The sequence below is a fragment of the Geodermatophilus normandii genome, assembly GCF_003182485.1.
Taxonomy (GTDB): Bacteria; Actinomycetota; Actinomycetes; order Mycobacteriales; family Geodermatophilaceae; genus Geodermatophilus; species Geodermatophilus normandii.
Genome location: NZ_QGTX01000001.1, coordinates 497,544 through 519,342, shown reverse-complemented (window position 1 = coordinate 519,342; position 21,799 = coordinate 497,544). Strand labels below are relative to the sequence as shown.

Sequence of the window (21,799 nt, the reverse complement as noted above, 5' to 3'; positions counted from 1 at the left end):
CCCGCGCGGCCGGTCCCGCGCCGCCGGTCCCGCGCGGCCGGTCCCGCGCCGCCGGTCCCGCGCCGCGGTCAGCGGCGCAGCGCCGCCCGCGCCCGCCGGTAGGCGGCCAGGTGCGCCCGCCCGGCCTCGGCCCACTCGCGCCGGGAGAGGTCCGGCGCGGCCGCCGGGGGAGTGGCGCGCAGCCGGGCCAGCGTCCCGGTCAGGTCGTCGCCGGTCAGCGGCGGCGTGTACGTGTGCACCCAGCCGTCGCCGACCTCCTCGGCCAGCCGGCGGTTGACCGCGTTGTCCGGCACGAGGACCGGGGTGTCGAGGGACAGCGCGGCCAGCGCCCCGCCGGAGTTGTGCATCTCCCGGTAGGGCAGCACGACGAGCTCGGCCTCGGAGACCTCGGCGACCAGGTCGGCGTCGGGGAGGAAGCGCAGGGACAGGCTGATCCGGGGGTCGGCCGCGGCGGCCTCCCGCAGGCGCGCGGCCAGCTCCTCCGACGTCGGCCGGCCGGCGATCCGCAGGCTCAGCTCCTCGTCGCGGGTCTCGGCGAAGGCGTCCACCAGCGCGTCGACGCCCTTGTAGCGGCGCACCTGGCCGACGAAGGCCAGGCGGCCGGGACGGCGCTCCCGGCGCGGGTGCGGGGCGTACCAGTCGCGGTAGTGGCCGTGCACGATCGTCTCCACCGGCGTGCCGGCGTCCAGGTCGGTGCTCTCGTTGATCCGGATCCGCGACGCCGTCGCGCGCTCGGCCCACCGCAGCAGCACCCGCTCGCGCCGCGAGATGCCCTCGGGCAGCTCGAGGTTGTGCACCGTGCGGACCAGCGGCGTGCGCGTGGCCCGCAGCCGGAGCAGGAGGAGCACGAACAGGCCCTGGCGGACGGCCTTCTTCACCGGGCCGTTGCCGTCGACGAGGATCTCCGGCCAGTGCGCGTGGAAGGCGTCGTAGTGCGCGGTCAGGGCCCGCCGCCAGGAGAAGGTCAGCACCCGCGTGCCCGGGACGGCGTCCAGCGCCTCCCGCAGCATCACGACGTAGGGGTTCGTGGTCTCCCGCGGCTCCGGGAAGGACTGCAGGACGGTGAACGGCCGGGGCGCTGCCGCCGGGACGTCGGCACTCATGGCCGCGGGGTCCTCCTGGATCGGGTTCGGGACGGTCGGGGCCGCCGGCGCGGTGGTCACCGCCGGACCATCGAGCGGCCGAAGGCGAGCACGCCGGCGAGGTCGGCCCGGACCGTGCGGGAGACGGCGGCCGCCAGGGCCACGACCGCGGCGCCGGCCAGGACGGCGAGCAGCAGGGTGACCGCGGTGGGCAGGGCGGCGGCCTGCGCGACCAGCCAGGCGGCCAGCCCGGCCGGGACCGCGCAGGCGAGGACCCGCAGCGCGCCGGCCATCAGCGTCCGCCCCGGGAAGTCGGTGATCCGCGAGAGCCACCACAGCGACAGCGGCCACTCGAGGCAGGCGGCCAGCGCGTAGCCGGCGGCCACCCCGACGACGCCCCAGGCGCTGCCGGTCAGGACGCAGACCAGGCGCAGGACCGAGGTGCCCACGGTGTAGCGGAACAGCGCGGCGCCCAGGCCGCGCGACAGGTAGGTCCACAGTCCGACGAAGGCCAGCGTCTGCGACGCCGCGGCCACGGCCAGCAGCGCGAGGATCGGCGTCACGCCCGACCAGCGCGGACCGAGCAGCAGCTCGACCAGCGGCCCGGCCGCGCCCGCGACCACGCCGAGGGAGACCACGATGGGGAAGCCGAGGGCGAGCTGCCCGCGCCGCAGGTACTCGTCGAAGCGCTCGCGGTCGTCCTGCAGCCGGGACAGCACCGGCAGGGCGACCGTGGTGGCGGGGGAGCGCAGCTGGTTGAGCGGGGTCATCAGCAACTGGAAGCCGCGGTTGTAGAGCCCCAGGGCCGCGGCGTCGAAGCGCAGGCCGATGGTGACGGTGTCGACGTTGTTGCCGGCGTAGTTGACCAGCTGGGTGCCCACCAGGTGCAGGCCGAGCGTCAGGTACGGGCGCAGGCCGGGGGTGCGGCGCGGCCGGCCAGGCAGCCAGCGCGCCGGGACGGCGACGAGGACCAGCACGAGCGCGGACTGGACCAGCTGCTGGGCGACCAGCGCCCAGTACCCGGTGCCCAGCGCGGCGAGGGCGATCGCCACGGCCGCCGCGGCGGTCTGGGCGACGACGTCGGCGGTGACGAGGGAGCGGAACCGCATCTCGCGGGTCAGGGTGACCCGGTACTGGGTGGCCATGCCGTTGAGCACGAACGTGCCGGCCAGCGCGCAGGCGATCGCGGTCAGCGGCGGGCGGTCGAACAGGTCGGCCAGCAGCCCGGAACACGCGACGACGACGACGCACAGCACGGCGCCGATCGCGGTGTTGATCCAGAACAGCGCGTCGCGGGTGTCCTCCGACAGCTCGGGCGCGCGGATCGCCGCGGTGCTCAGGCCGAAGTCGCGGACGATCTCCCCGATGCCGACGACGACGAGCACGATCGCCAGCAGGCCGTAGTCCTCCGGCAGCAGGAGCCGGGCCAGCAGCAGGATCGAGCCGAACTGCACGACGATGCGCAGCGCCTGCCCCACCAGCGTCACCCCGGCGGCCCGGGCGGCGCGCGGCTGCGCCCCGGGCGGGCGCGGGGCCTCGGTCGCGGTCACGGCCGCACCGCCGCGGCCGGTGCGGGGAGGGCGTCGTCCAGGAGCGGTGCGGCGGCCGGGCGGCGGGCCGAGCCGAGCAGCACGAGCACCACGAACAGCACCGCCGTGGCGGTCCACTCCAGCAGGTCGAACGACATCACCATGCCGACGAGGAGGAGCGCCGCCGGGCGGACCCCGGGGACGCCGCGCAGCAGGCCGACGGCGACCATCCCGAGCAGCGCGGCGAGCCCGACCAGCCCGGACAGGGCGAAGGTGGTCACGAGCTGGTTGTCGACGGTGAGGAAGCCGTCGCGCTGCAGGAGGCCGGCGGCGAACAGGTCGTCCAGCGACCCGGTGCCGCTGCCGAGCAGCGTCTCCGCCGGCGGGCGGCCCAGCAGCCGGGTGAGGGCGTCCAGCGCACCGAGCCGGTGCGTCAGCGAGCCGGTGCCCTGCAGGCTGGTGACGGCGGACAGGCGGGCGTCCTGCAGGGCCAGGACCGCCGCGGCGAGGACGAGCACCACGCCCACGCGGGCGGCCGCGCCGATGCGCAGCGCCCGCGGGGTGAGGACGGTGACCACGGCGGCGGTGCAGAGGACCAGGGCGGCGCTCCGGCTCCCCGACAGGGCCAGGCCGTAGCAGGCCGCCGCCCCCGCGACCGTGCGGACGAGCAACGGCCAGCGGGTCACCGAGGTGAGGCACAGGGCGGCCGCGAGGGCCATGAGGGTGCCGAAGGGGATGGGGTGGGCCATCGAGCCCGTGGACCGGCCGCCCAGCGCCGGGACCAGGTCGTTGACCTCGAACGTCGTCCCGGCGATGCCGAGGTAGCCCCACGGGGCGGGCACGCCGAGCAGGGCACTGGCGAGGGCCACCGCCAGCTCGGCCAGCGCGAGCAGCACCAGGCCGCGGGTGAGCAGCCGCACGTCACCGGGGCCGCAGTTGACGGCCAGCAGGGCGCACCCGACGAGCAGCGCCGCCGTGAGCGTCGCGGTGACCAGCTCGTCGACGGCGGCGGAGCGGACGGCGGACACGGTGGCGCAGAGCAGGACCACCGTCAGGAGCGTCACCGGGGTGGTCCAGCGCATCCCGCGCGCGTGCCGGAGCAGGACCACGGCCACGGCGCCGAGGAGCAGCGCCAGCAGTCCCCAGGTGAGCTTCGGCGGGGCCACGACCGAGGGGACGGCGGTCCAGGCCGCCACCACGGCGAGCAGCACCGTCCCCGGCCGCGTCAGCAGCGGGCCGCTCCGGACGTCGCCGTCGGCCCCAGCCCGGCGCTCGTCGCCGTCCCCGCTCTCCACGGGAGGGAGTGTGCGGCCGCCGCCGTGCCGTGCGGCCGCGGCGCGGGACGCTCCCACCCGGAAGTGGCAGGCCGTCCTCCCCGCCGGCCCGGGGGGACGGCGGGGGCAACCCGTTCGGGTCACCCCTGGTCCCGACGGGGTCCCGGGCCGGTCCCGTCTCGGTACCTTGCGCCGGAGGTGACCGCTGGTCACCGCACCGGCACCGCCGACGACCCGCGGGGCCCGGCCGATCGGTGTGCGCACGCACGGGGAGAGTTGATGGACCTGCACGAGTTCCTGCAGATGCTGCGCCGCCGCTGGCGGTGGGTGGTCGCCGGCGCGCTGGTCGGCCTGGCCGTGGCCGGCGCCGCCTCGCTGACCACGCCGAGGTCCTACGAGGCCAGCAGCAGCGTGTTCTTCTCGCTGAGCTTCGGCGACTCCGCCGACGACCTCGTCCAGGGCTCGGCGTTCGCGCAGAACCAGGTCGCCTCCTACGCGATGCTGGCCACCACGCCGACCGTGCTCGACCCGGTCATCGACGAGCTGGGGCTGGACACGACCGCCCGCCGCCTGGCCGGCCGCGTCTCCACCGAGGTCATGGCCGGGACCGTGGTGCTGCAGGTCCGCGTCTCCGACGCCTCCCCGCAGCGCGCCGCCGAGCTGACCAACGCCGTCACCGAGCAGCTCGTGGAGACGGTGGCCGACCTCGCGCCGGCCACCGCCGAGGGCCAGCCGACGGTCCGGGGCACCACCGTGTCGCCGGCCGTGGCACCGACCGCCCCGAGCGCGCCGCGGACCACGCTGAACCTCGCGATCGGCCTGCTCGCCGGGCTGGTGCTGGGCATCGCCGCCGGGCTGGCCCGCGACCTCACCGACACCCGTGTCCGCCGGCCCGAGGACCTGTCCCGCGTGACCGACCTGCCGCTGCTGGCCGCGCTGGACACCCCGCCGGGGCGGGACCACAGCCGCGACCTCGTCGTCCTCACCGCCCCGCGCAGCCCCGCCGCCGAGGCCGTCCGCTCGCTGCGCACCGCCGTCCAGTTCTCCGCGCAGCCGGGCCGGCCGCTGTCGCTGCTGGTGACCTCGTCGCACTCCGGCGAGGGCAAGTCCACCGTCGCGGCCAACCTGGCGCTGGCCCTCGCCGACGCCGGCCTGCGGGTCGCGCTGGTCGACGCCGACCTCCGCCGCCCCTCCGTGGCCGACACCTTCGGGCTCGAGGGCGCTGCCGGCCTCACCACCGTGCTCATCGGCCAGGCGGAGCTCGACGACGTCCTGCAGGAGTGGGGCAGCGCCGGCCTGCACGTGCTGACGACCGGCCCGCTGCCGCCCAACCCCAGCGAGCTGCTCGCCTCCCCGGCGATGACCGACCTCCTCGCCCGGCTCGAGCGGACCCACGACGTCGTGCTCGTCGACGGCGCGCCCCTCCTGCCGGTCACCGACTCCGCCGTCCTGGCCCGCGTCGTCTCCGGGACGATGGTCGTCGGCGACACCACCCGGATCCGGCGCCCCGCGCTGACCTCGTCCCTGGCGCTGCTGCGCCGGCTCGACGCCCGCGTGGTCGGCATCGTCCTCACCCACGTCCGCCGCCGGTCCGGCGACACCTACGGCTACGAGTCGCAGGAGGGGGCCGCCGAGCAGGTCCCGGCCTCGTCCTGGCGCGCCCCGCTCGCCCGGGCCCCCCGGGACGCGACGCCGGTGGGCCGCGGGTAGCGATGCCGTCGTCCCGACCGCACGACGAGGACGGTGACCCCGCCGGGGTCACCGTCCTCGTCGTCTGCACCGCCAACGTCTGCCGCTCACCCGTGGCCGAGCGGCTCCTGGCCCGGCGCCTGGCCGGCTCCGGCGTCACGGTGACCAGCGCCGGCACCCGCGCCCCCGCCGGGATGCCGCTCGACCCGCCGATGGCGGCGCTGCTGGAGGCCGCCGGCGTGCCGGCGGGGCCCTCGGGGGCCCGCGAGCTGCGCCCGGCCGACCTCCGGCAGGCCGGGCTGGTGCTCACGATGACCCGGGAGCACCGCGCCGCGGTGGTGCAGCTGGCCCCCGCGGCGCTGCGCCGCACCTTCCTGCTGACCGACGCGGTGGCGATCGCCGAGGCCACGGCCGCCGCGGGCTGGCCGGCCGACGTGGCCTCCTCGGCCGCGGCCCGGCTGGCGGCGCTGCCGGGGCTGGCGGCGCGCCACCGCGTGCCCGGCGCGGCCCCCGCGGAGGTGGCCGACCCGCACCGCCGTCCCCCCGAGGAGTACCGGCGGTGCTTCGCGGTGCTCGAGGACGCCGTCGACCGGCTGGCCCGCGCGGTCGGCTGAGGGAGGCCACCTTTCAGGGGCCCGCGCCGAGCGTGCGAGGCGGGGGGAAGGGTGGTCCTCCGTCAGGCGGCGGCGGGCAGGTCCTCGGCCGGACCCGGGAGGACGACGTCGGCGAGGGCCGCCGTGAACGCCGCCATGGAGAAGCGGGCGCGGGCGTCGGCGCGGCCGGCCGTGCCCAGGGCGGCGGCCAGCCGCGGGTCGCCCAGCAGCCGGAGCACCGCGTCGGCCAGGGCCCGCGGGTCGTCGGCGGGGACGAGAAGCCCCGTCTCCCCGTCGCGGAGCACCTCGGGCAGCCCGCCGATCCGCGTGGCGACGACCGGCCGCCCCAGCAGGAGGGCCTCCACGGCGGCCAGGCCGAAGGACTCGACCCGCGAGGGCACGAGGACGACGTCGGCGGCGGCGACGTGCGGCGCGGGGTCGGTGAAGCCGGTGAGGACGGTGACGTCGTCGACCCGCTGCTGCACGGCGAGGTCGCGCAGGCCGTCCTCGACGGCCTCGTAGCCGGGATAGCAGTCGCCGACGAGGGTGAGCGTGACGTCGTGGCCGGCCTGCCGCACCAGCGCGGTCGCGCGGATGGCGGTGTCCTGGCCCTTGATGGCCGAGAGCCGGCCGACGACCACGAGGCTCCGCGGCCCGCCCGGCACCCGGGGGGCGGGGGCGGGGGACGCCGGCTCGCGCACGCCGTTGTGGACGACGCGGGTGCGCCGGGCGCCGCGCTCCCCGAGGGAGGCCCGGATCCACCCCTGCGTGTCGCCGCTGTTGGCGACCACCACGTCGGCGGCCAGCAGGGGGAGGAGCAGCAGCGTGGCGGCCGGCCGCGGCATCGGCATGCTCTCGTGCACGTGGCACACCACGCGGACGCCGCCGAGCCGGCCGGCCAGCAGCCACTCGGGCGCGGTGACGGTGCTGACGTAGAGCACGGCGGTGCCCTGCCTCCGCAGCCAGGCCGCGAGGGTCAGCACCGAGGTCAGGAAGCGCCACAGGAAGACCACGGCCCGGCGGGGGTCCCTGAGCTCCACCTTGCGCAGGACGGGGAAGTCCTTGACCAGGACCTCGACCCCCCGCGCGCGCACGGCACCGACCAGGGGGCCGGAGGTGGACAGGACGGCCAGGACGTCGGGTCCGAGCGCACCGAGGCTCTCGAGGAACATCCGGTCGCTGCCGTAGAGGTCGGCGTGCGGGTGCACGGCCACGACGCGGCCGGTGCGCGGTCTTCCCACGGGGCGCTCCAGGTGTCGGCGGCCGGTGGCGGCCCCCGGTCGGGTCGGTGCGGTCGTCGGACGCTAGCCGCGGCCGGGTGGACGTCACCACGCCCCGTGACCCCTTCGGGGTGGACCGGGCCCCCGCAGCGCGGAGGACCCCGCTCCTTCGGATGAGACGTGCCCCCGAGACCGGCGTCCGGGCCCCCGCCGGCGGCGAGACTCGGCGGGCCGGTCCGCGCAGGCGGACCGCACGACACCCCCGGAGGACCCGTGCTGCAGGACGACGTGGCGGTCGCGGAGGCGCCCGCGACCCCGACCCGGGCACCGTCGCGGCCCGCCCCCGGCGAGTCGCTCGCCGACACCGTCCGCCGGCTGGCCGGCGCGCAGAAGGGCGCGCACGGGGCGCCGGCCTACAGCCGCTTCGTCAACCGGCCGGCGGGCCGCGTCCTGGCCGCGCTGGCCTTCCACCGCGGCCTGACGCCCGACGCCGTCACGGCCACGAGCGCCGCCTTCTCGTTCTCCGCCATCGCCACGGTCGCGCTCGCGCCGCACACCTGGTGGGTCGGGGTCCTCGTCGCCCTGGGCCTGGTCCTCGGCTACGCGCTGGACTCCGCCGACGGGCAGCTCGCCCGCCTGCGCGGCGGCGGCACCCCGGCGGGGGAGTGGCTCGACCACATGGTCGACGCGGCGAAGACCGTGTCCATCCACCTCGCCGTCCTCGTCGGGCTCTTCCGCCAGGGCGAGGTCGCCGCGGGCTGGCTGCTCGTGCCGGTCGTCTTCGTGGTCTCCGACGTCGTCTACTTCTCCGCGATGCTGCTCAACGAGGCGCTGCGCACCGCCCACGGCGCCCCGACCCGCGCCGCGCCGCGGGCAGGGCGGGCCAGCGTGCTCCGCTCGCTGCTCGTGCTCCCCACGGACTACGGCGCGCTGTGCCTGGTGTTCGTGCTGCTCGGCTCCGCGCCGGCGTTCCTCGCCGGCTACGGCCTCCTCGCGCTCTGCACCGCCGGCTTCGTGCTGGCCGCCCTGCCGCGCTGGCGGCGCGAGATGTCCCGGCTGGGCGCCGCGTGAGCGCGACCGCGCCGCAGGCCCCGGCGGCCGGGACGCGGCTGCGGGTCCCGCCCGTGCTCATGTACCACTCGATCAGCCCGTCGGCGCTGCCGGACCCGCACCGCGTGCGGGTCCGGCCCGACCGGCTCGACCGGCACCTGCGGCTGCTGCGCCGCCTCGGCCTGCGCGGCGTCCCCCTCGCCGAGCTGGTCGCGGCCCACGACCGCGGCGCCGCCGCCGGGCTGGTGGGGCTGACCTTCGACGACGGCTACACCGACTTCCTCGAGCACGCCGCGCCGGTGCTCGCCCGGCACGGCATGACCGGCACGGTGTACGTGGTCGCCGGCCGGCTGGCCGGGCAGAACGAGTGGGACGACGGCCCGCGGCTGGACCTGGTGGACGCCGACGGCGTGCGCGCCATCGCCGCCGCGGGGCACGAGGTCGGCAGCCACACGCTGCACCACGTCTCCCTCCGCGGAGCCGACCCGGCCGTGCTCGCCGAGCAGATCGGCGGCAGCCGGCGGGTGCTGGAGGACGTGCTGCAGGCCGACGTGCCCGGGTTCGCCTACCCGTGGGGCCACTTCGACGCCGCCGCGGCCGACGCGGTGCGCGCCGCCGGCCACGACCACGCCTGCGTCACCGGCGACTACCTGCCCGGGGACCGCTTCACGATCCCGCGCTTCTACGTGGCCCCCACCGACGGCGCGCCCCAGCTGCTCGCCAAGCTGGCCCGGCACTCCTGGCGCATGCGCGGCGCGGGGGCGACCGGGCCCGGCCGGTGAGGGCGGCCGTCCTGGTCGCGGTGGCGCTGCTCCTCGGCGCCTGCACCTCGGCCGACGGCCGGCCGGGCGCGGTGGCGACCGGGTCCGGCCCGGTCGCACCCTCACCGGTCCCGGGCACGGCGCCCGGGGTGCCGCTCGACCCGGGGGTGCACTCCCTGGAGGTGGCCGGCGCGCCCGCCGTGGTGCTGGTCCCGGAGCAGCCGGCCGGCCGGCTGGTCGTCTACGCGCACGGCTACGGCGCCGACCTCGGCGCCCTCCTCGACGACGAGGCGTTCGGGGGCCTGGCGCAGGGCCTCGTCGCCGCCGGCTACGCCGTCGCGGCCTCCGACGCCGGGGGCGACGCCTGGGGCAGCGCCGCCAGCGTCGAGGCGCACGCCGCGCTGGCCGCCACGGCCCGTGGGCTGGCCGCCGCGGACGAGGTGTTCCTCGTGGCGGAGTCCATGGGCGGGCTGGCCGCGGCGCAGCTGGTCACCGGCGACCGGATCGAGGGGCTGCGCGCCTACGCCGGCATCGCGCCGCTGTGCGACCTCGGGTCGGTGTACGGGGACTTCGCCGGGTCGATCCGCGCCGCCCACGGCGCGGGCGTCGACGAGGCGCTGGAGCGGCTGTCCCCGGTGCGGCTCGACGCCGGGGTGCCGGTGCGGCTGTGGGCGTCCGGGGACGACACGGTGGTGGCCCGCGAGCGCAACGCCGACGCGTGCGCCGCGCAGGTCCTGGCCGACGGCGGCACGGCCGAGGTGCTGCCGGCCCGCGGCCAGCACGGCGACGCCTCGCACTACGACCTCGACGGCGTCCTCGCCTTCTTCGCCGCCGCCGCGACGGGCTGACCGCCGCCGCGGACGCTCACGACCCGTCACCGTGTCGCCCGACCGGGTGTAACCGAGCAGTGTCGACCCGTCCGGGGGATGACGCAGAGTCACCACGGCTGGTCGACTGCCCGGGACGTCGGACGAGGTCCTGGGGGAGTCATGACGGTGATCGGGTACGCGCCGGGCGCGTACGACCTGTTCCACATCGGGCACCTCAACGTGCTCCGGCACGCCGCCGCGCACTGCGACCGGCTGGTGGCCGGCGTGGTCGCCGACGAGGTGCTGCTGGAGACCAAGGGCAGGCTGCCGGTCGTGCCGCTCGCCGAGCGCATGGAGATCGTTCGGAACCTCCGCTTCGTCGACGACGTCCACGCCGAGGTCGTCCCGGACAAGCTCGAGGCGTGGCGCGCCGTCGGCTTCGACGTCCTGTTCAAGGGCGACGACTGGCGCGGGACCCCCAAGGGCGACCGGCTCGAGCGCGACATGGCCACCGTCGGCGTCACGGTCCACTACTTCCCGTACACGATGCACACCTCCAGCACCGCGCTGCGCCGGGCGCTGCAGGCGCTGGAGGCCGGCGGCTCGGCTCCCGCACTCACGAGCTGAGGCCCGGAGGGGGTCCCCTCGGCCCGCCCGCGCCCGCATACTGCGCGCGGCACGGGGCCGGCAGCACGCCGGCCGCGGGGAGGAGGCCGGGTGTACGCCAGCGTGCGCGACGTCCCGCAGGCGGGCGCGCCGACCGCGAGGACCCGCACCCGGGTCGGTGGCACGGTCCTCGCCCTCGGCACGGTCAGCCTCCTGACCGACGTCTCCTCGGAGATGGTCGCCGCCGTCCTGCCGGTGTACCTGACCCTCACGCTGGGCCTGTCGCCCCTCGCGTTCGGCGTCGTCGACGGCATCTACCAGGGCACCTCGGTGCTCGTCCGGCTGGGGGCCGCCGCCGCGGCCGACCGGTGGTCGCGGCCGAAGACGACGGCGGCCCTCGGCTACGGACTCTCGGCGCTGTGCAAGCTCGGCCTGCTGGCCGCCTCCGGCGCGGCCGCACTCAGCGCGGTGCTCGCCGTCGACCGCACCGGCAAGGGGCTGCGGACCGCACCGCGGGACGCGCTGATCGCCGCGGCGGCACCGGCCGGCGCACTCGGACGGGCCTTCGGCGTGCACCGCGCCATGGACACCACCGGCGCGCTGCTCGGCCCGCTGCTCGCCGTCGGGCTGCTGCTCTACCTGCCCGGCGACTACGACAGCCTCTTCCTCGTCAGCGCGGTGTTCGCGGTGCTCGGCCTCGCGGTGCTGGTCACCTTCGTGCCCGAGCGGCGGCGCGCGACCGGACGCCCGCCGGTCCGCTGGCGCCAGGTCGCCGCCCTGCTCGGCCACCGGCCGGTGCGCCGGGTGGCGCTGACCGGCGCGGTGCTCGGCCTGCTCACCGTCACCGACGGCTTCCTCTACCTCCTCGTCCGCGAGCGGGAGGCGGTCAGTGCCGCGCTGTTCCCGCTGCTGTTCGTCGGCACCGCGGCGGTCTACCTCGTCCTCGCGGTGCCGCTGGGCCGGCTGACCGACCGCGTCGGCAGGGTGCCGGTCATCGTCGCCGGCCACGTCGCGCTGCTCGCCGCCTACGCCGCGCTGCTCCTGCTGCCCGGCGGCGGGCCGCTGCTGGCCGGGCTCGTGGTCGCGACGCTCGGGGTCTACTACGCGGCCACCGACGGCGTCCTCGCCGCGCTGGCCGCCGAGCTCAGCCCCGAGGACGTGCGGACGTCGGGCATCGCCCTGGTGCAGACGGCGGTGGCGGCCGGCCGGTCGGTCTCGGCCCTGCTGTTCGGGCTGCTCTGGACCCTCACCGGGCAGTGGACGGCGCTCGCCGGGTTCGCCGTCGCCCTCGTCGTCGTCCTGCCCGCGGCCCTGCGGGCGCTGCGGGGGATCCAGGGAGGTCCGCGTGCGTGATCGTCGCCGGCTGCTCGCCTTCGTCGTCGTCGCGGTGCTGGCGGTCGCGGCGACCGTGGCCTACCTCATGGTCCAGCGCAAGGGGGACGAGGCGGCCGCCGCCGCGGCGGCGGAGGACGAGGCCGGCCGCCCCCGGCTGGCCGTGGAGGACGTGCAGCAGGTGCCGCACCTCGTCGTGCGGAACACCGAGCCGGGCCCGTCGTCGGGCAAGGTCGCGCTCGTCCCGCTCGACGACCCGTCCGGGCCCCGGGCCGTCGTGGACGTGAGCTGCGAGCGCGTCGCGGCCGTGCGGGACGGGGCCGTGTGCCTGCAGTCGGTGAGCGGGGTGGTCCCCACCTACCGCGCGGTCTTCCTCGACGGCGACTTCGCCGAGATCGGCACCGCCGACCTGCCGGGCATCCCGAGCCGGGCGCGGATGTCGGCCGACGCCAGCTACGCGGCGACGACGGTCTTCGTCACCGGGCACGCCTACACCGACGCGCAGTTCTCCACCGAGACCGTCGTGACCGACCTGACCGGGGAGACCCCGGAGCCGCTCGGCAACCTGGAGTCCTGGACGACCACCAACGCCGACGGCACGCCGGTGACCGCGGAGGACCGCAACTTCTGGGGCGTCACCTTCGTCGGGGACGGCCCGGACCTCTACGCCACCATGGGGACCGGCGGTGTGCGGTACCTCGTGCGCGGTGACGCCGGGACGCGGACGCTGACCGTCGTCGCCGAGGACGGCGCCTGCCCCTCGGTCTCGGCCGACGGGGCGACGATCGTCATGAAGACGGTCGACCCCGTCTCGCGGGCGGACCTGCTCGTCGCCTACGACGTCGCGACGGGCGAGCGCACTCCTCTCCCCGAGGGGCGGGCGGTCGACGACCAGGTGACCTGGGACGGGGACCGGCTGCTCTACCCCGTGGCGCGCGGCCTGGCCGACTCCGGTGAGGCGGACGTCTGGGCCGCGGAGCCGACCGGGGACAGTCGTCCGGCGATCCTCGTACCGGACGCCTCCTCGCCGTCCGTCGTGCGTCCCTGAGATTTCAAGCTCTCGGGCGTCGTCACCGTCCGTGGTGGATCGTGCACCACCGACCGCGGAGAAACTGCGTCAACTGCGCAGGCGGCGCGCAAGGGGGTTGCGCACGGTGACCGCGCTCTGGTTCGTTGGCGCCGCTCCAGCGAACGGACCCTGATCCCTCGGGTCGCCGTCCGTACGCGGAGGTACGGGGGCTGCGCGTCGCGTCCGCCCCCTGCCCACTCGAGCAGACAGGGGGCGGACATGGCGCTGCACGGCATGCGCGGGTCGGTGCCGGTGGGCACGCTCCCAGCCGTCGACACCCAGCCCGCTCCACCGCTCGCGCTGCCGTCCGCACCCGGGTGGCCGACCGCGGTCGGCGGCGCCCGCCGCCCGGCGCCGAGGTGGGTCCGCCGGTACCGCGCCGCCACCGTCGTCTCCGACCTGCTCGCCGCCGCGCTGGCGGGAGCACTCGCGCAGGCCGTCCGGTTCGGCACCGAGGTCGTCCCCGCCACCTGGCTGGTCATGGGCCTGTTCCCGGTCGTCTGGCTCGCGGTCGTCACGCTGGCCGGGGGTCACCGCAGCGCCCACCTCGGCACGGGCACCGAGGAGTACCGGGCGGTGATCCGGGCCGGCGTCGGGTGCCTGGCGCTGGTCGCACTCGTCTCCTACGCGTTCGCGCTGGAGCTCTCCCGCGGGCTGGTCGTCGTGGCACTGCCCGGGGCCCTCCTGGCCAGCGCGGTCGGGCGCCACGTCCTCCGGCGGGTCGTCCACCGGTCGCGCGCCCGGGGTCGCTGCCTGCGCACGGTCCTCGCCGTCGGCCGGACCAACGCCGTCGCCGACCTCGTCCGGCAGCTCGAGCATGACCGGCACTGCGGCATGGTCGTGGTCTCGGCCTGCGTCCCCGAGGCCACGGTGGGGACCTCGCTCGCCGGCACCGCCGTGACCGTCGGCGGCGACCTGCGGTCGGCGGCCCAGCTGGCGCGACGGCTCGACGTCGACGCCGTCGCGGTCACCAGCTCCAGCGAGACCGCGGCCGTCTACCTCCGCCGCCTCTCGTGGGAGCTCGAGGGCAGCGGTGTGGAGCTGCTCGTCGCGCCGGGGCTGATGGAGGTCGCCGGCCCGCGGATGCACGTGCGCCCGTTCATCGGCCTCCCGCTGGTGCACGTGGAGGAGCCGGTCTTCACCGGTCCCAAGCGGCTGGTCAAGGAGCTGATCGACCGAGTGGTGGCGGCCCTCGCCCTCGTGCTCGTGCTGCCCGTGCTCGTGGCGGTCGCGGTGGCGGTGCGGCTGGACAGCGCGGGGCCCGTCCTCTTCCGCCAGGTGCGGGTCGGCCGGGACGGGCGCACCTTCTCGATCCTCAAGTTCCGCACGATGTGCGTCGACGCCGAGCAGCGGCGCGCCGAGCTCGCCGCGCAGAACCGCAACGGCGACGGGCCGCTGTTCAAGGTGGCCCACGACCCGCGGGTGACGCGGGTGGGCCGGGTGCTGCGCCGCTACTCCGTCGACGAGCTGCCCCAGCTGCTCAACGTCCTGGTCGGGCAGATGTCGCTGGTCGGGCCCCGGCCACCGCTGCCCGACGAGGTCGCCGTCTACGACGACTCGGTCGCCCGTCGGCTGCTGGTCAAGCCGGGACTGACCGGTCTGTGGCAGGTCTCGGGCCGCAGCGACCTCACCTGGGACGAGGCCGTGCGGCTGGACCTGCGCTACGTGGAGAACTGGTCGCTGGCCCTGGACCTGCAGATCATCTGGAAGACCTTCCGGGCCGTCACCCGGCCCCTGGGGGCGTACTGATGGACACCCCGCGCACCTCCTCGGTCCTGCGCCGGCTCGGGCTGGTGCTCGTCGCGGTCACACTGGTGACGGTGGGTCTGGTCACCGTGCCCACGCGCGCGCTCGCCGCCGATCCATGCGCGGCCCCAGTCCGCAGCGCGGTGGCATGCGAGAACACCCGCGCCGGCACGACCGACTGGTTCGTCTCGCCCGACAGCAGCATCGAGGGCTTTGCGACGGACATGAGCGTCGACATCGGTCAGCGGGTCGACTTCAAGATCCGTACGGATTCGCACAACTACCGAGTCGACATCTATCGGCTGGGCTGGTACGGCGGCACGGGAGGCCGACTCGTCGACTCGGTGTTGCCTTCAGCGCCGATGCCGCAGAGTCAACCCGACTGCCTCCGTGACGCGGCCACTGGCCTTGTCGACTGCGGAAACTGGGGTGTCTCTGCCAGTTGGATGGTCCCGGCCGACGCCGTCACGGGCGTCTACCTCGCCGTGCTGCGACGGTTGGACAGGATCGGGGAGAACCAGGTCACCTTCGTCGTGCGGGACGACAGGAGCCGCTCTGACGTCGTGTTCCAGACCTCCGACACCACCTGGCAGGCGTACAACACGTGGGGCGGTGCCAACCTCTACGCCGGGGACGGGCCGGGTCCGGCGGGCGGCGCTTACGGTCCAGGGCGCGCCTACAAAGTGAGTTACAACCGCCCGCTGGCCGCCGGTGAAATGGCGGGACAGGTCTATTGGGCCGAGTACCCCATGATCAGGTTTCTCGAGCGCAACGGCTACGACGTCACCTACATCTCCGGGGTCGACACCGACCGATCCGGTGGCCGGCTGACCAACCACCGTCTCTTCCTGTCCGTTGGCCACGACGAGTACTGGTCCGGAGCCCAGCGAGCCGCGGTGGAGCGCGCCAAGGCGGCCGGAGTGAACCTGGGCTTCTTCAGCGGCAACGAGATGTACTGGCGAACTCGCTGGGAGCCGGCCATCGACGGCTCTGGCACACAGCACCGCACGCTCGTTTGCTACAAGACCGGCCTGCCCAACGCACCAGCGGACCCATCGGGTGAATGGACCGGGCTGTGGCGCGACCCGCGGGCGGGTGCAGGGGTCCAGCCGGAGAACGCGCTCATCGGTCAACAATTTAAGGTTAATGGAAACAATGTGGACACCCGTAGGGATTCCATCGCCGTCCCGGCGGAGTACGGCAGGACCCGCTTGTGGCGCAACACGCCCGTCGCGACACAGAACGCCGGACGCACGTGGACGTTCGGTCCCGGCACGCTGGGCTACGAGTGGGATGCGGACTTCCACAACGGCTTCCGCCCCCCCGGGCTGGCTCACCTGTCGGAGACGGTCGTTGACGTGGCCGAGAGAGACGTCATCCAGGACGACTACGGAATTGTCTTCGCGCCCGGGCAGGCGACACACAACCTGTCCCTCTACCGAGATCCTTCGAGCAAGGCACTCGTCTTCGCGGCCGGCACCGTGCAGTGGTCCTGGGGCCTCGACGACGAGCACGACGGTGGTGATCGGGTCGCCAACGACCCGATGCGCCAGGCGACGGTCAACTTGTTCGCCGACATGGGCGTGCAGCCAGTCACGCTGCAGAGCGAGTTGGTCGAGGCTTCCGCCAGCACGGACATCACGCCACCGACGGTGACCATCACCGCCCCCACACCCACCGACACCGTGACCGTGGGGTCCCCGGTCACCGTCCGCGGCACCGCTGCCGACACCGGTGGTGTCGTCACTGGCGTCGAGGTCTCCATCGACGGGGGTGCCACCTGGCACCCGGCCCAAGGACGTGAAACGTGGTCTTACACCCACACCCCCACCGTCTCTGGGCTGTTGGCCGTGCAGGTGCGCGCGGTCGACGACAGCGCACGTCTCTCTGAGCCGGTCACCCTGGACGCCTCCGTCGAACAGCGCACCTGTCCTTGCACCATCTGGCCGGACTCCGCTGTACCGCGGACGCCGGCCACAGCCGACTCGACGCCGGTGGAGCTCGGTGTCCGCTGGCAGTCGCAGGTTGCCGGCTACGTGACCGGCGTGCGGTTCTACAAGGGCACTGGCAACTCGGGCAGGCACACCGGCAGCCTGTGGACCACCGACGGCCGGCTCCTCGCTACCGGCACCTTCACCGACGAGACGGCCAGCGGGTGGCAGACGTTGGCCTTCCCCACGGCAGTGCCGGTCGAGGCCGGTACCGACTACGTGGCCTCCTACTACGCGCCGGTCGGCGGGTACGCCGCCGACACCACCGCCTTCGCCCTCGCGGGCGTCACCACCGAGCCGCTCACAGCACTCCGAGACGTGCAGGGAGCGCCCAACGGCGTCTACCACCTGGGCGGCCCTGGCTTCCCGACGAGCACCTATCAGTCGACCAACTACTGGGTCGACGTCGTCTTTCAGAGCACCCAGCCCCCGGACACCCGTGCCCCTGTGGCAACCGTCGGCAGCCCCCTCGACGGCAGCACCAGCGTCCCGCCCACCACGGCGGTCAGCGTGGTGTTCGACGAGCCGGTGCAGGCGACGAGCGTCCGGATGCAGGTGACCGGAGCAGGCGGCTCGCCCATCGCCGGTGCCACCGGCTACGACCCGGGCACCCGGACGGCGACGTTCCGGCCCACTGAGCAACTGGCACCCGGCACCCGCTTCACCGCCACCCTGAGCTCCGCCCAGGATGAGGCGGGCAACGCCCTCGCCGCGCCGATGGCATGGTCGTTCACGACCATGCGTGCCGCGGCCATCCCGGGGGTGTGCCCCTGCAGCATCTGGGACGACACGGTGGTCCCTGCGGTCGTGACCGTCGTCGACCCGTCCGCGGTGGAACTCGGCATGAGGTTCCGGGCGAGCACCGACGGCACGGTCACCGGCGTCCGCTTCTACAAGGGCCCGCAGAACTCCGGCACGCACACGGGCACCCTGTGGTCGGCCGACGGCCGGCAACTCGCCCGTGCCTCGTTCTCGGCCGAGTCCACCAGCGGCTGGCAGGAAGCGGCCTTCGACCAGCCGGTCGAGATCACCGCGGGCACGACCTACGTCGTCTCGTACCACACGAGTTCCGGCTGGTACTCGGTGACGTCGGGCGGCCTCACGGGCGCCGTGACCAGCGGTCCGCTGACGGCGCTGGGCAACGGCCAGGACGGGCCGAACGGCGTCTACCTCTACGGCGCCGGGGGCTTCCCGGATCGGCTTGCCGGTGGCGCCAACTACTGGGTCGACGTGGTCTTCCAGTCGGCTCCCGATGTCCTGCCCCCCACTGTGACGGGCACGGCTCCCGGCACGGGCGTCACCAGCGTGCCGCTTGACGGCACGGTCAGCGCGACGTTCAACGAGCCGATCGACCCGGTGACGGCGTCGCTGACGGTGACGACGGCCTCGGGGACTCCGGTCGCCGGGACGACGACCTACGAGCCTTCCACTCACACCGCCCGGTTCACCCCGGCGGCACCGCTGCAGGCTGCGACCGGCCACACCGTCACGGTCAGCGGTGTAGCCGACGTGAGCGGAAACGTCATGACCGGGGCGCTGACCTGGTCCTTCACCACGGCAGGTCTCGGCGCGTGCCCGTGCACGCTGTTCAGCGATGCCGTGCCAAGTATGCCGGCGGCCGACGACGGCCGGCCGGTCGAGCTCGGCACTCGCCTGCGCTTTGACGCCGACGGCTGGGTGGCCGGCGTGCGCTTCTACAAGGGTCCCGGGAACACCGGCACCCATACCGGCAGCCTGTGGACCAACGACGGGACGCTGCTGGCCACCGGCACCTTCGCCGACGAGACGGCTACCGGTTGGCAGGAGCTGCGGTTCGCGAACCCGGTGCCGGTGACGGCAGGGACTACGTACGTGGCTTCCTACCATGCGCCAGCCGGTCACTACGCGGCTGATGTCGAGGCCTTCAACGCGCGCGGCCGCGACAACCCGCCCGTCCGTGCCCTCCGCGACGGTGCTGACGGTCCTAACGGCGTCTACGCATACGGAGCCAGGTCGTCCTTCCCACAGGACAGCCACCGCAGCACGAACTACTGGGTCGACGCGGTCTTCATGACGGTCCCGCCAGTCGACACGACACCGCCGCAGGTGGTGTCCTCGTCGCCCGGGGACGGATGGACCGACGTAGCCGTCACCAACCCGGTTCAGTTCTCGTTCGACGAGGCTGTCCAGGCCTCGACCGCGGTCGTGCAGGTGACGACGGCGCAGGGTGCCACGCTGACCGGCACCGTCTCCGCCGTCGGGCAGCGGCTGCTGCTCTTCCGGCCCGACGCGTCCCTGCCGCCGGGAACGACCGTGACCGCCACGGTCAGCGGCGTCCGTGATGCCGCCGGCAACGCCATGGCCGCACCGGTCTCGACGACCTTCACGACCGCCGCCGGCCAGGCGGCGGGCTGCCCCTGCAGTCTGTTCCCCGACGGCACGACGCCCGAGGTGGAAGCGGCCACGGACAACTCGGCCGTGGAGCTGGGGGTGCGTTTCTCGGCGGACACGTCTGGGGTGGTGACCGGGGTGCGGTTCTACAAGGGGGCGGGCAACACCGGCACGCACACCGGCAGCCTGTGGACCGCGGACGGGACGCTGCTTGCGACGGCGACGTTCGTGGGTGAGACCGCCGGGGGCTGGCAGCAGGTGCTGTTCGACCAGCCTGTGGCGATCGCGGCCGGGGTGACCTACGTGGCCAGCTACCACACCGAGGTGGGGCGCTACAGCTACACCCGGGGCGGCTTCGAGTCGGCCGGGGTGGACCGGGCGCCGCTGCACGCGCCGCAGGCCACCGCGACCGAGCCCAACGGCGTCTACCGCTACGGCGCCTCGGCCATGCCGGTCAACGGGACGACCACGAACTACCACGTCGACGTCGTGTTCGAGACCGACGAGAACAGCGCGCCGCCACCACCACCGCCGGGTACGGACACGACGGCGCCGTCGGTCACCTCGACGGCGCCCGCGGCCGGCGTCACCTCCGTGCCCACCGGCACCGCGGTTTCGGCTGTGCTGTCAGAGCCGGTGACGGCGTCCTCGGTGCAGTTCTCCCTGTCCAGTCCCGGCGGTAGGGTGCCGGTCGTCGTCGGGCTGGACTCCACCGGGACCCGGGTGACCGCGAGCCCGGCGGCGCCCCTGGCGCCGGAGACGGCGTACACGGCCGCGCTCGCTGCTGCCGACCGCACCGGCAACGCCATGGCGACCCCGGTGACATGGACCTTCACCACCGGGGACGACGCGCCCCCGCCGACGGCAGGCGCCTGCCCCTGCACGCTGTTCACCGACGCCGACGTCCCGGCCGCCACGGCCACCGACGACGCCTCGGCCGTGGAGCTGGGGGTGCGTTTCTCGGCGGACACGTCTGGGGTGGTGACCGGGGTGCGGTTCTACAAGGGGGCGGGCAACACCGGCACGCACACCGGCAGCCTGTGGACCGCGGACGGGACGCTGCTTGCGACGGCGACGTTCGTGGGTGAGACCGCCGGGGGCTGGCAGCAGGTGCTGTTCGACCAGCCTGTGGCGATCGCGGCCGGGGTGACCTACGTGGCCAGCTACCACACCGAGGTGGGGCGCTACAGCTACACCCGGGGCGGCTTCGAGTCGGCCGGGGTGGACCGGGCGCCGCTGCGCGCGCCGCAGGCCACCGCGACCGAGCCCAACGGCGTCTACCGCTACGGCGCCTCGGCCATGCCGGTCAACGGGACGACCACGAACTACCACGTCGACGTCCTGTTCACGCCGCAGCAACCCCCGGCGGCGGTGGCAGCTGCGGCACCGGCGACGACGTCGGAGCCGAGCGAGCCGGCGGGCAGCACGACCACGCCGGCGCCGGGCGAGCCGTCGACGACGTCGACTGCGACGTCGACCTCCGAGCCGCCGTCGACCTCCGAGCCGCCGTCGACCTCCGAGCCGCCGTCGACCTCCGAGCCGCCGTCGACCTCCGAGCCGCCGACGACCTCCGAGCCGCCGACGACCTCCGAGCCGCCGACGACCTCCGAGCCGCCGACGACCTCCGAGCCGCCGACAACCTCCGAGCCGCCGCCGTCGAGCTCGAGCGAGCCGGCGACCACGAGTGAGGCGCCGGCGCCGAGAGAGGCCCCGGCGGCGTCCACCCCACCAGCGACGTCCACGCCGCCGGCGACATCCAGTGCGCCGCCGGCGCCATCGAGTGTGCCGACGACGAGCTCAACCCCGCCGGCGAGCAGCGCGCCGGCCGCGCCGGTGTCACTGTTCACCGACGCGGACGTCCCGCCCGCAGAGGCGATCGCCGACACGACGCCGACGGAACTCGGGACGAGGTTCACCACCTCTGCCGAGGCGTGGGTGACCGCGCTGCGTCTCTACGTGGCCGACGGGACTACCGGGTCGCTGGTGGGCAGCCTGTGGACCGCCGCCGGCCAGCGGATCGCGACGGTCGCGTTCGCTGACGACCCGGTGACCGGGTGGCGCACCGCGCGGCTCGCGCAGCCGGTCCGGCTGGAGGCGGGCGGCGAGTACCTGGTCAGCTACTCCGCGCCGCTCGGCAGGTGGGCGCAGACGCCGTCCTTCTTCGATGCCGCGCGCAGCAGCGGACCGCTGACCGCGCCGGCCGACGGGCGGACCCCGAACGGCGTCACCGGGCCCGCGGGGACCTTCCCGACGGTCGCGGCCGGTGCTGCGGCGTTCTGGATCGACGTCGTCGTCACCACCGAGGCGCCGTCGGGAGCCGAGGAGGACACCGTCGCGCCGGCGGTCACCGACAGCGGCCCGCGCGGCACGGCAGCGGCCGGGCAGGCGGTCACGGTGCTCTTCAGCGAGGCGGTCGAGGGCGTCCGGATCACCCTGACCGGACCGGACGGCGCGCCGGTCCCGGCCGTCCTCGCCTGGGACCCGACGACGCTCGTCGCCCGGTTGACGCCGACGGACGAGCTCGGGCCCGGCACCCACACCGTCACGGTCGAGGCCGCCCGCGACGGTGCCGGCAACCCGCTCGCGCAGCCGGTGACCTGGACCTTCGCGGCACCTTGAGCCGGCGGCGCCGGTCAGGGCCAGGCCGTCCCGGATGCCGCGACGCGAAACCACCCACC

General features: G+C 75.2%; 14 protein-coding genes. 10 read left to right on the top strand and 4 right to left on the bottom strand.

Annotation, left to right across the window (positions count from 1 at the left end):
• Positions 1-68: 68 nt before the first annotated feature.
• The 3 genes from JD79_RS02640 to JD79_RS22395 are packed head-to-tail and all read right to left on the bottom strand — an operon-like array spanning position 69 to position 3,906.
• Complete coding sequence (locus JD79_RS02640) at positions 69-1,163, bottom strand: glycosyltransferase (RefSeq protein WP_211307838.1); 1,095 nt, start codon at positions 1,161-1,163, stop codon at positions 69-71.
• The gene (locus JD79_RS22400; RefSeq protein WP_170149090.1) at positions 1,160-2,632 is read right to left on the bottom strand and encodes a lipopolysaccharide biosynthesis protein; all 1,473 of its coding nucleotides are present in this window, start codon (positions 2,630-2,632) and stop codon (positions 1,160-1,162) included. The genes JD79_RS02640 and JD79_RS22400 overlap by 4 nt, the downstream gene beginning before the upstream one ends.
• Positions 2,629-3,906, bottom strand: a complete 1,278-nt coding sequence (locus tag JD79_RS22395) for a hypothetical protein (protein WP_170149089.1) — start codon at positions 3,904-3,906, stop codon at positions 2,629-2,631. The genes JD79_RS22400 and JD79_RS22395 overlap by 4 nt, the downstream gene beginning before the upstream one ends.
• Positions 3,907-4,164: 258 nt before the next feature.
• Between JD79_RS22395 and JD79_RS02625 the strand changes: the two genes are divergently transcribed.
• Together JD79_RS02625 and JD79_RS02620 are read left to right on the top strand one after the other, a co-directional pair.
• The gene (locus JD79_RS02625; protein ID WP_110004283.1) at positions 4,165-5,595 is read left to right on the top strand and encodes a tyrosine-protein kinase domain-containing protein; all 1,431 of its coding nucleotides are present in this window, start codon (positions 4,165-4,167) and stop codon (positions 5,593-5,595) included.
• A 2-nt stretch (positions 5,596-5,597) separates the two neighbouring features.
• On the top strand, positions 5,598-6,188 hold the full coding sequence (locus tag JD79_RS02620; RefSeq protein ID WP_110004282.1) for an arsenate reductase/protein-tyrosine-phosphatase family protein: 591 nt from the start codon (positions 5,598-5,600) through the stop codon (positions 6,186-6,188).
• A 62-nt stretch (positions 6,189-6,250) separates the two neighbouring features.
• Here JD79_RS02620 and JD79_RS02615 read toward each other — a convergent pair whose 3' ends face one another.
• Positions 6,251-7,408: a glycosyltransferase family 4 protein gene (locus JD79_RS02615; protein WP_146220370.1), complete on the bottom strand. Its 1,158-nt coding sequence runs from the start codon at positions 7,406-7,408 to the stop codon at positions 6,251-6,253.
• A gap of 252 nt (positions 7,409-7,660) precedes the next feature.
• On the opposite strand from JD79_RS02615, the gene JD79_RS02610 reads away from it, so the two are divergent.
• From JD79_RS02610 to JD79_RS02575, 8 genes are all read left to right on the top strand, one after another.
• A complete protein-coding gene (locus tag JD79_RS02610) occupies positions 7,661-8,458 on the top strand; it encodes a CDP-alcohol phosphatidyltransferase family protein (protein ID WP_245899572.1) in 798 nt (265 codons plus the stop codon).
• Positions 8,455-9,219 carry a polysaccharide deacetylase family protein gene (locus JD79_RS02605; protein WP_110004280.1) on the top strand — a complete coding sequence of 255 codons (765 nt, stop codon included), beginning with the start codon at positions 8,455-8,457 and terminating at the stop codon, positions 9,217-9,219. Before JD79_RS02610 ends, JD79_RS02605 begins: the two co-directional genes overlap by 4 nt.
• A complete protein-coding gene (locus JD79_RS02600; RefSeq protein ID WP_110004279.1) occupies positions 9,216-10,046 on the top strand; it encodes an alpha/beta fold hydrolase in 831 nt (276 codons plus the stop codon). The genes JD79_RS02605 and JD79_RS02600 overlap by 4 nt, the downstream gene beginning before the upstream one ends.
• Positions 10,047-10,187: 141 nt before the next feature.
• On the top strand, positions 10,188-10,634 hold the full coding sequence (locus tag JD79_RS02595) for an FAD synthase family protein (RefSeq protein ID WP_110004278.1): 447 nt from the start codon (positions 10,188-10,190) through the stop codon (positions 10,632-10,634).
• Between the two features lie 90 nt (positions 10,635-10,724).
• The gene (locus JD79_RS02590; RefSeq protein WP_110004277.1) at positions 10,725-11,966 is read left to right on the top strand and encodes an MFS transporter; all 1,242 of its coding nucleotides are present in this window, start codon (positions 10,725-10,727) and stop codon (positions 11,964-11,966) included.
• Positions 11,959-12,993, top strand: a complete 1,035-nt coding sequence (locus JD79_RS02585; protein ID WP_110004276.1) for a TolB-like translocation protein — start codon at positions 11,959-11,961, stop codon at positions 12,991-12,993. The genes JD79_RS02590 and JD79_RS02585 overlap by 8 nt, the downstream gene beginning before the upstream one ends.
• A gap of 240 nt (positions 12,994-13,233) precedes the next feature.
• Positions 13,234-14,763, top strand: a complete 1,530-nt coding sequence (locus JD79_RS02580; RefSeq protein WP_245899570.1) for a sugar transferase — start codon at positions 13,234-13,236, stop codon at positions 14,761-14,763.
• 44 nt (positions 14,764-14,807) lie between these two features.
• Positions 14,808-21,740 carry a DUF4082 domain-containing protein gene (locus tag JD79_RS02575; RefSeq protein ID WP_170149088.1) on the top strand — a complete coding sequence of 2,311 codons (6,933 nt, stop codon included), beginning with the start codon at positions 14,808-14,810 and terminating at the stop codon, positions 21,738-21,740.
• Positions 21,741-21,799: the final 59 nt, after the last annotated feature.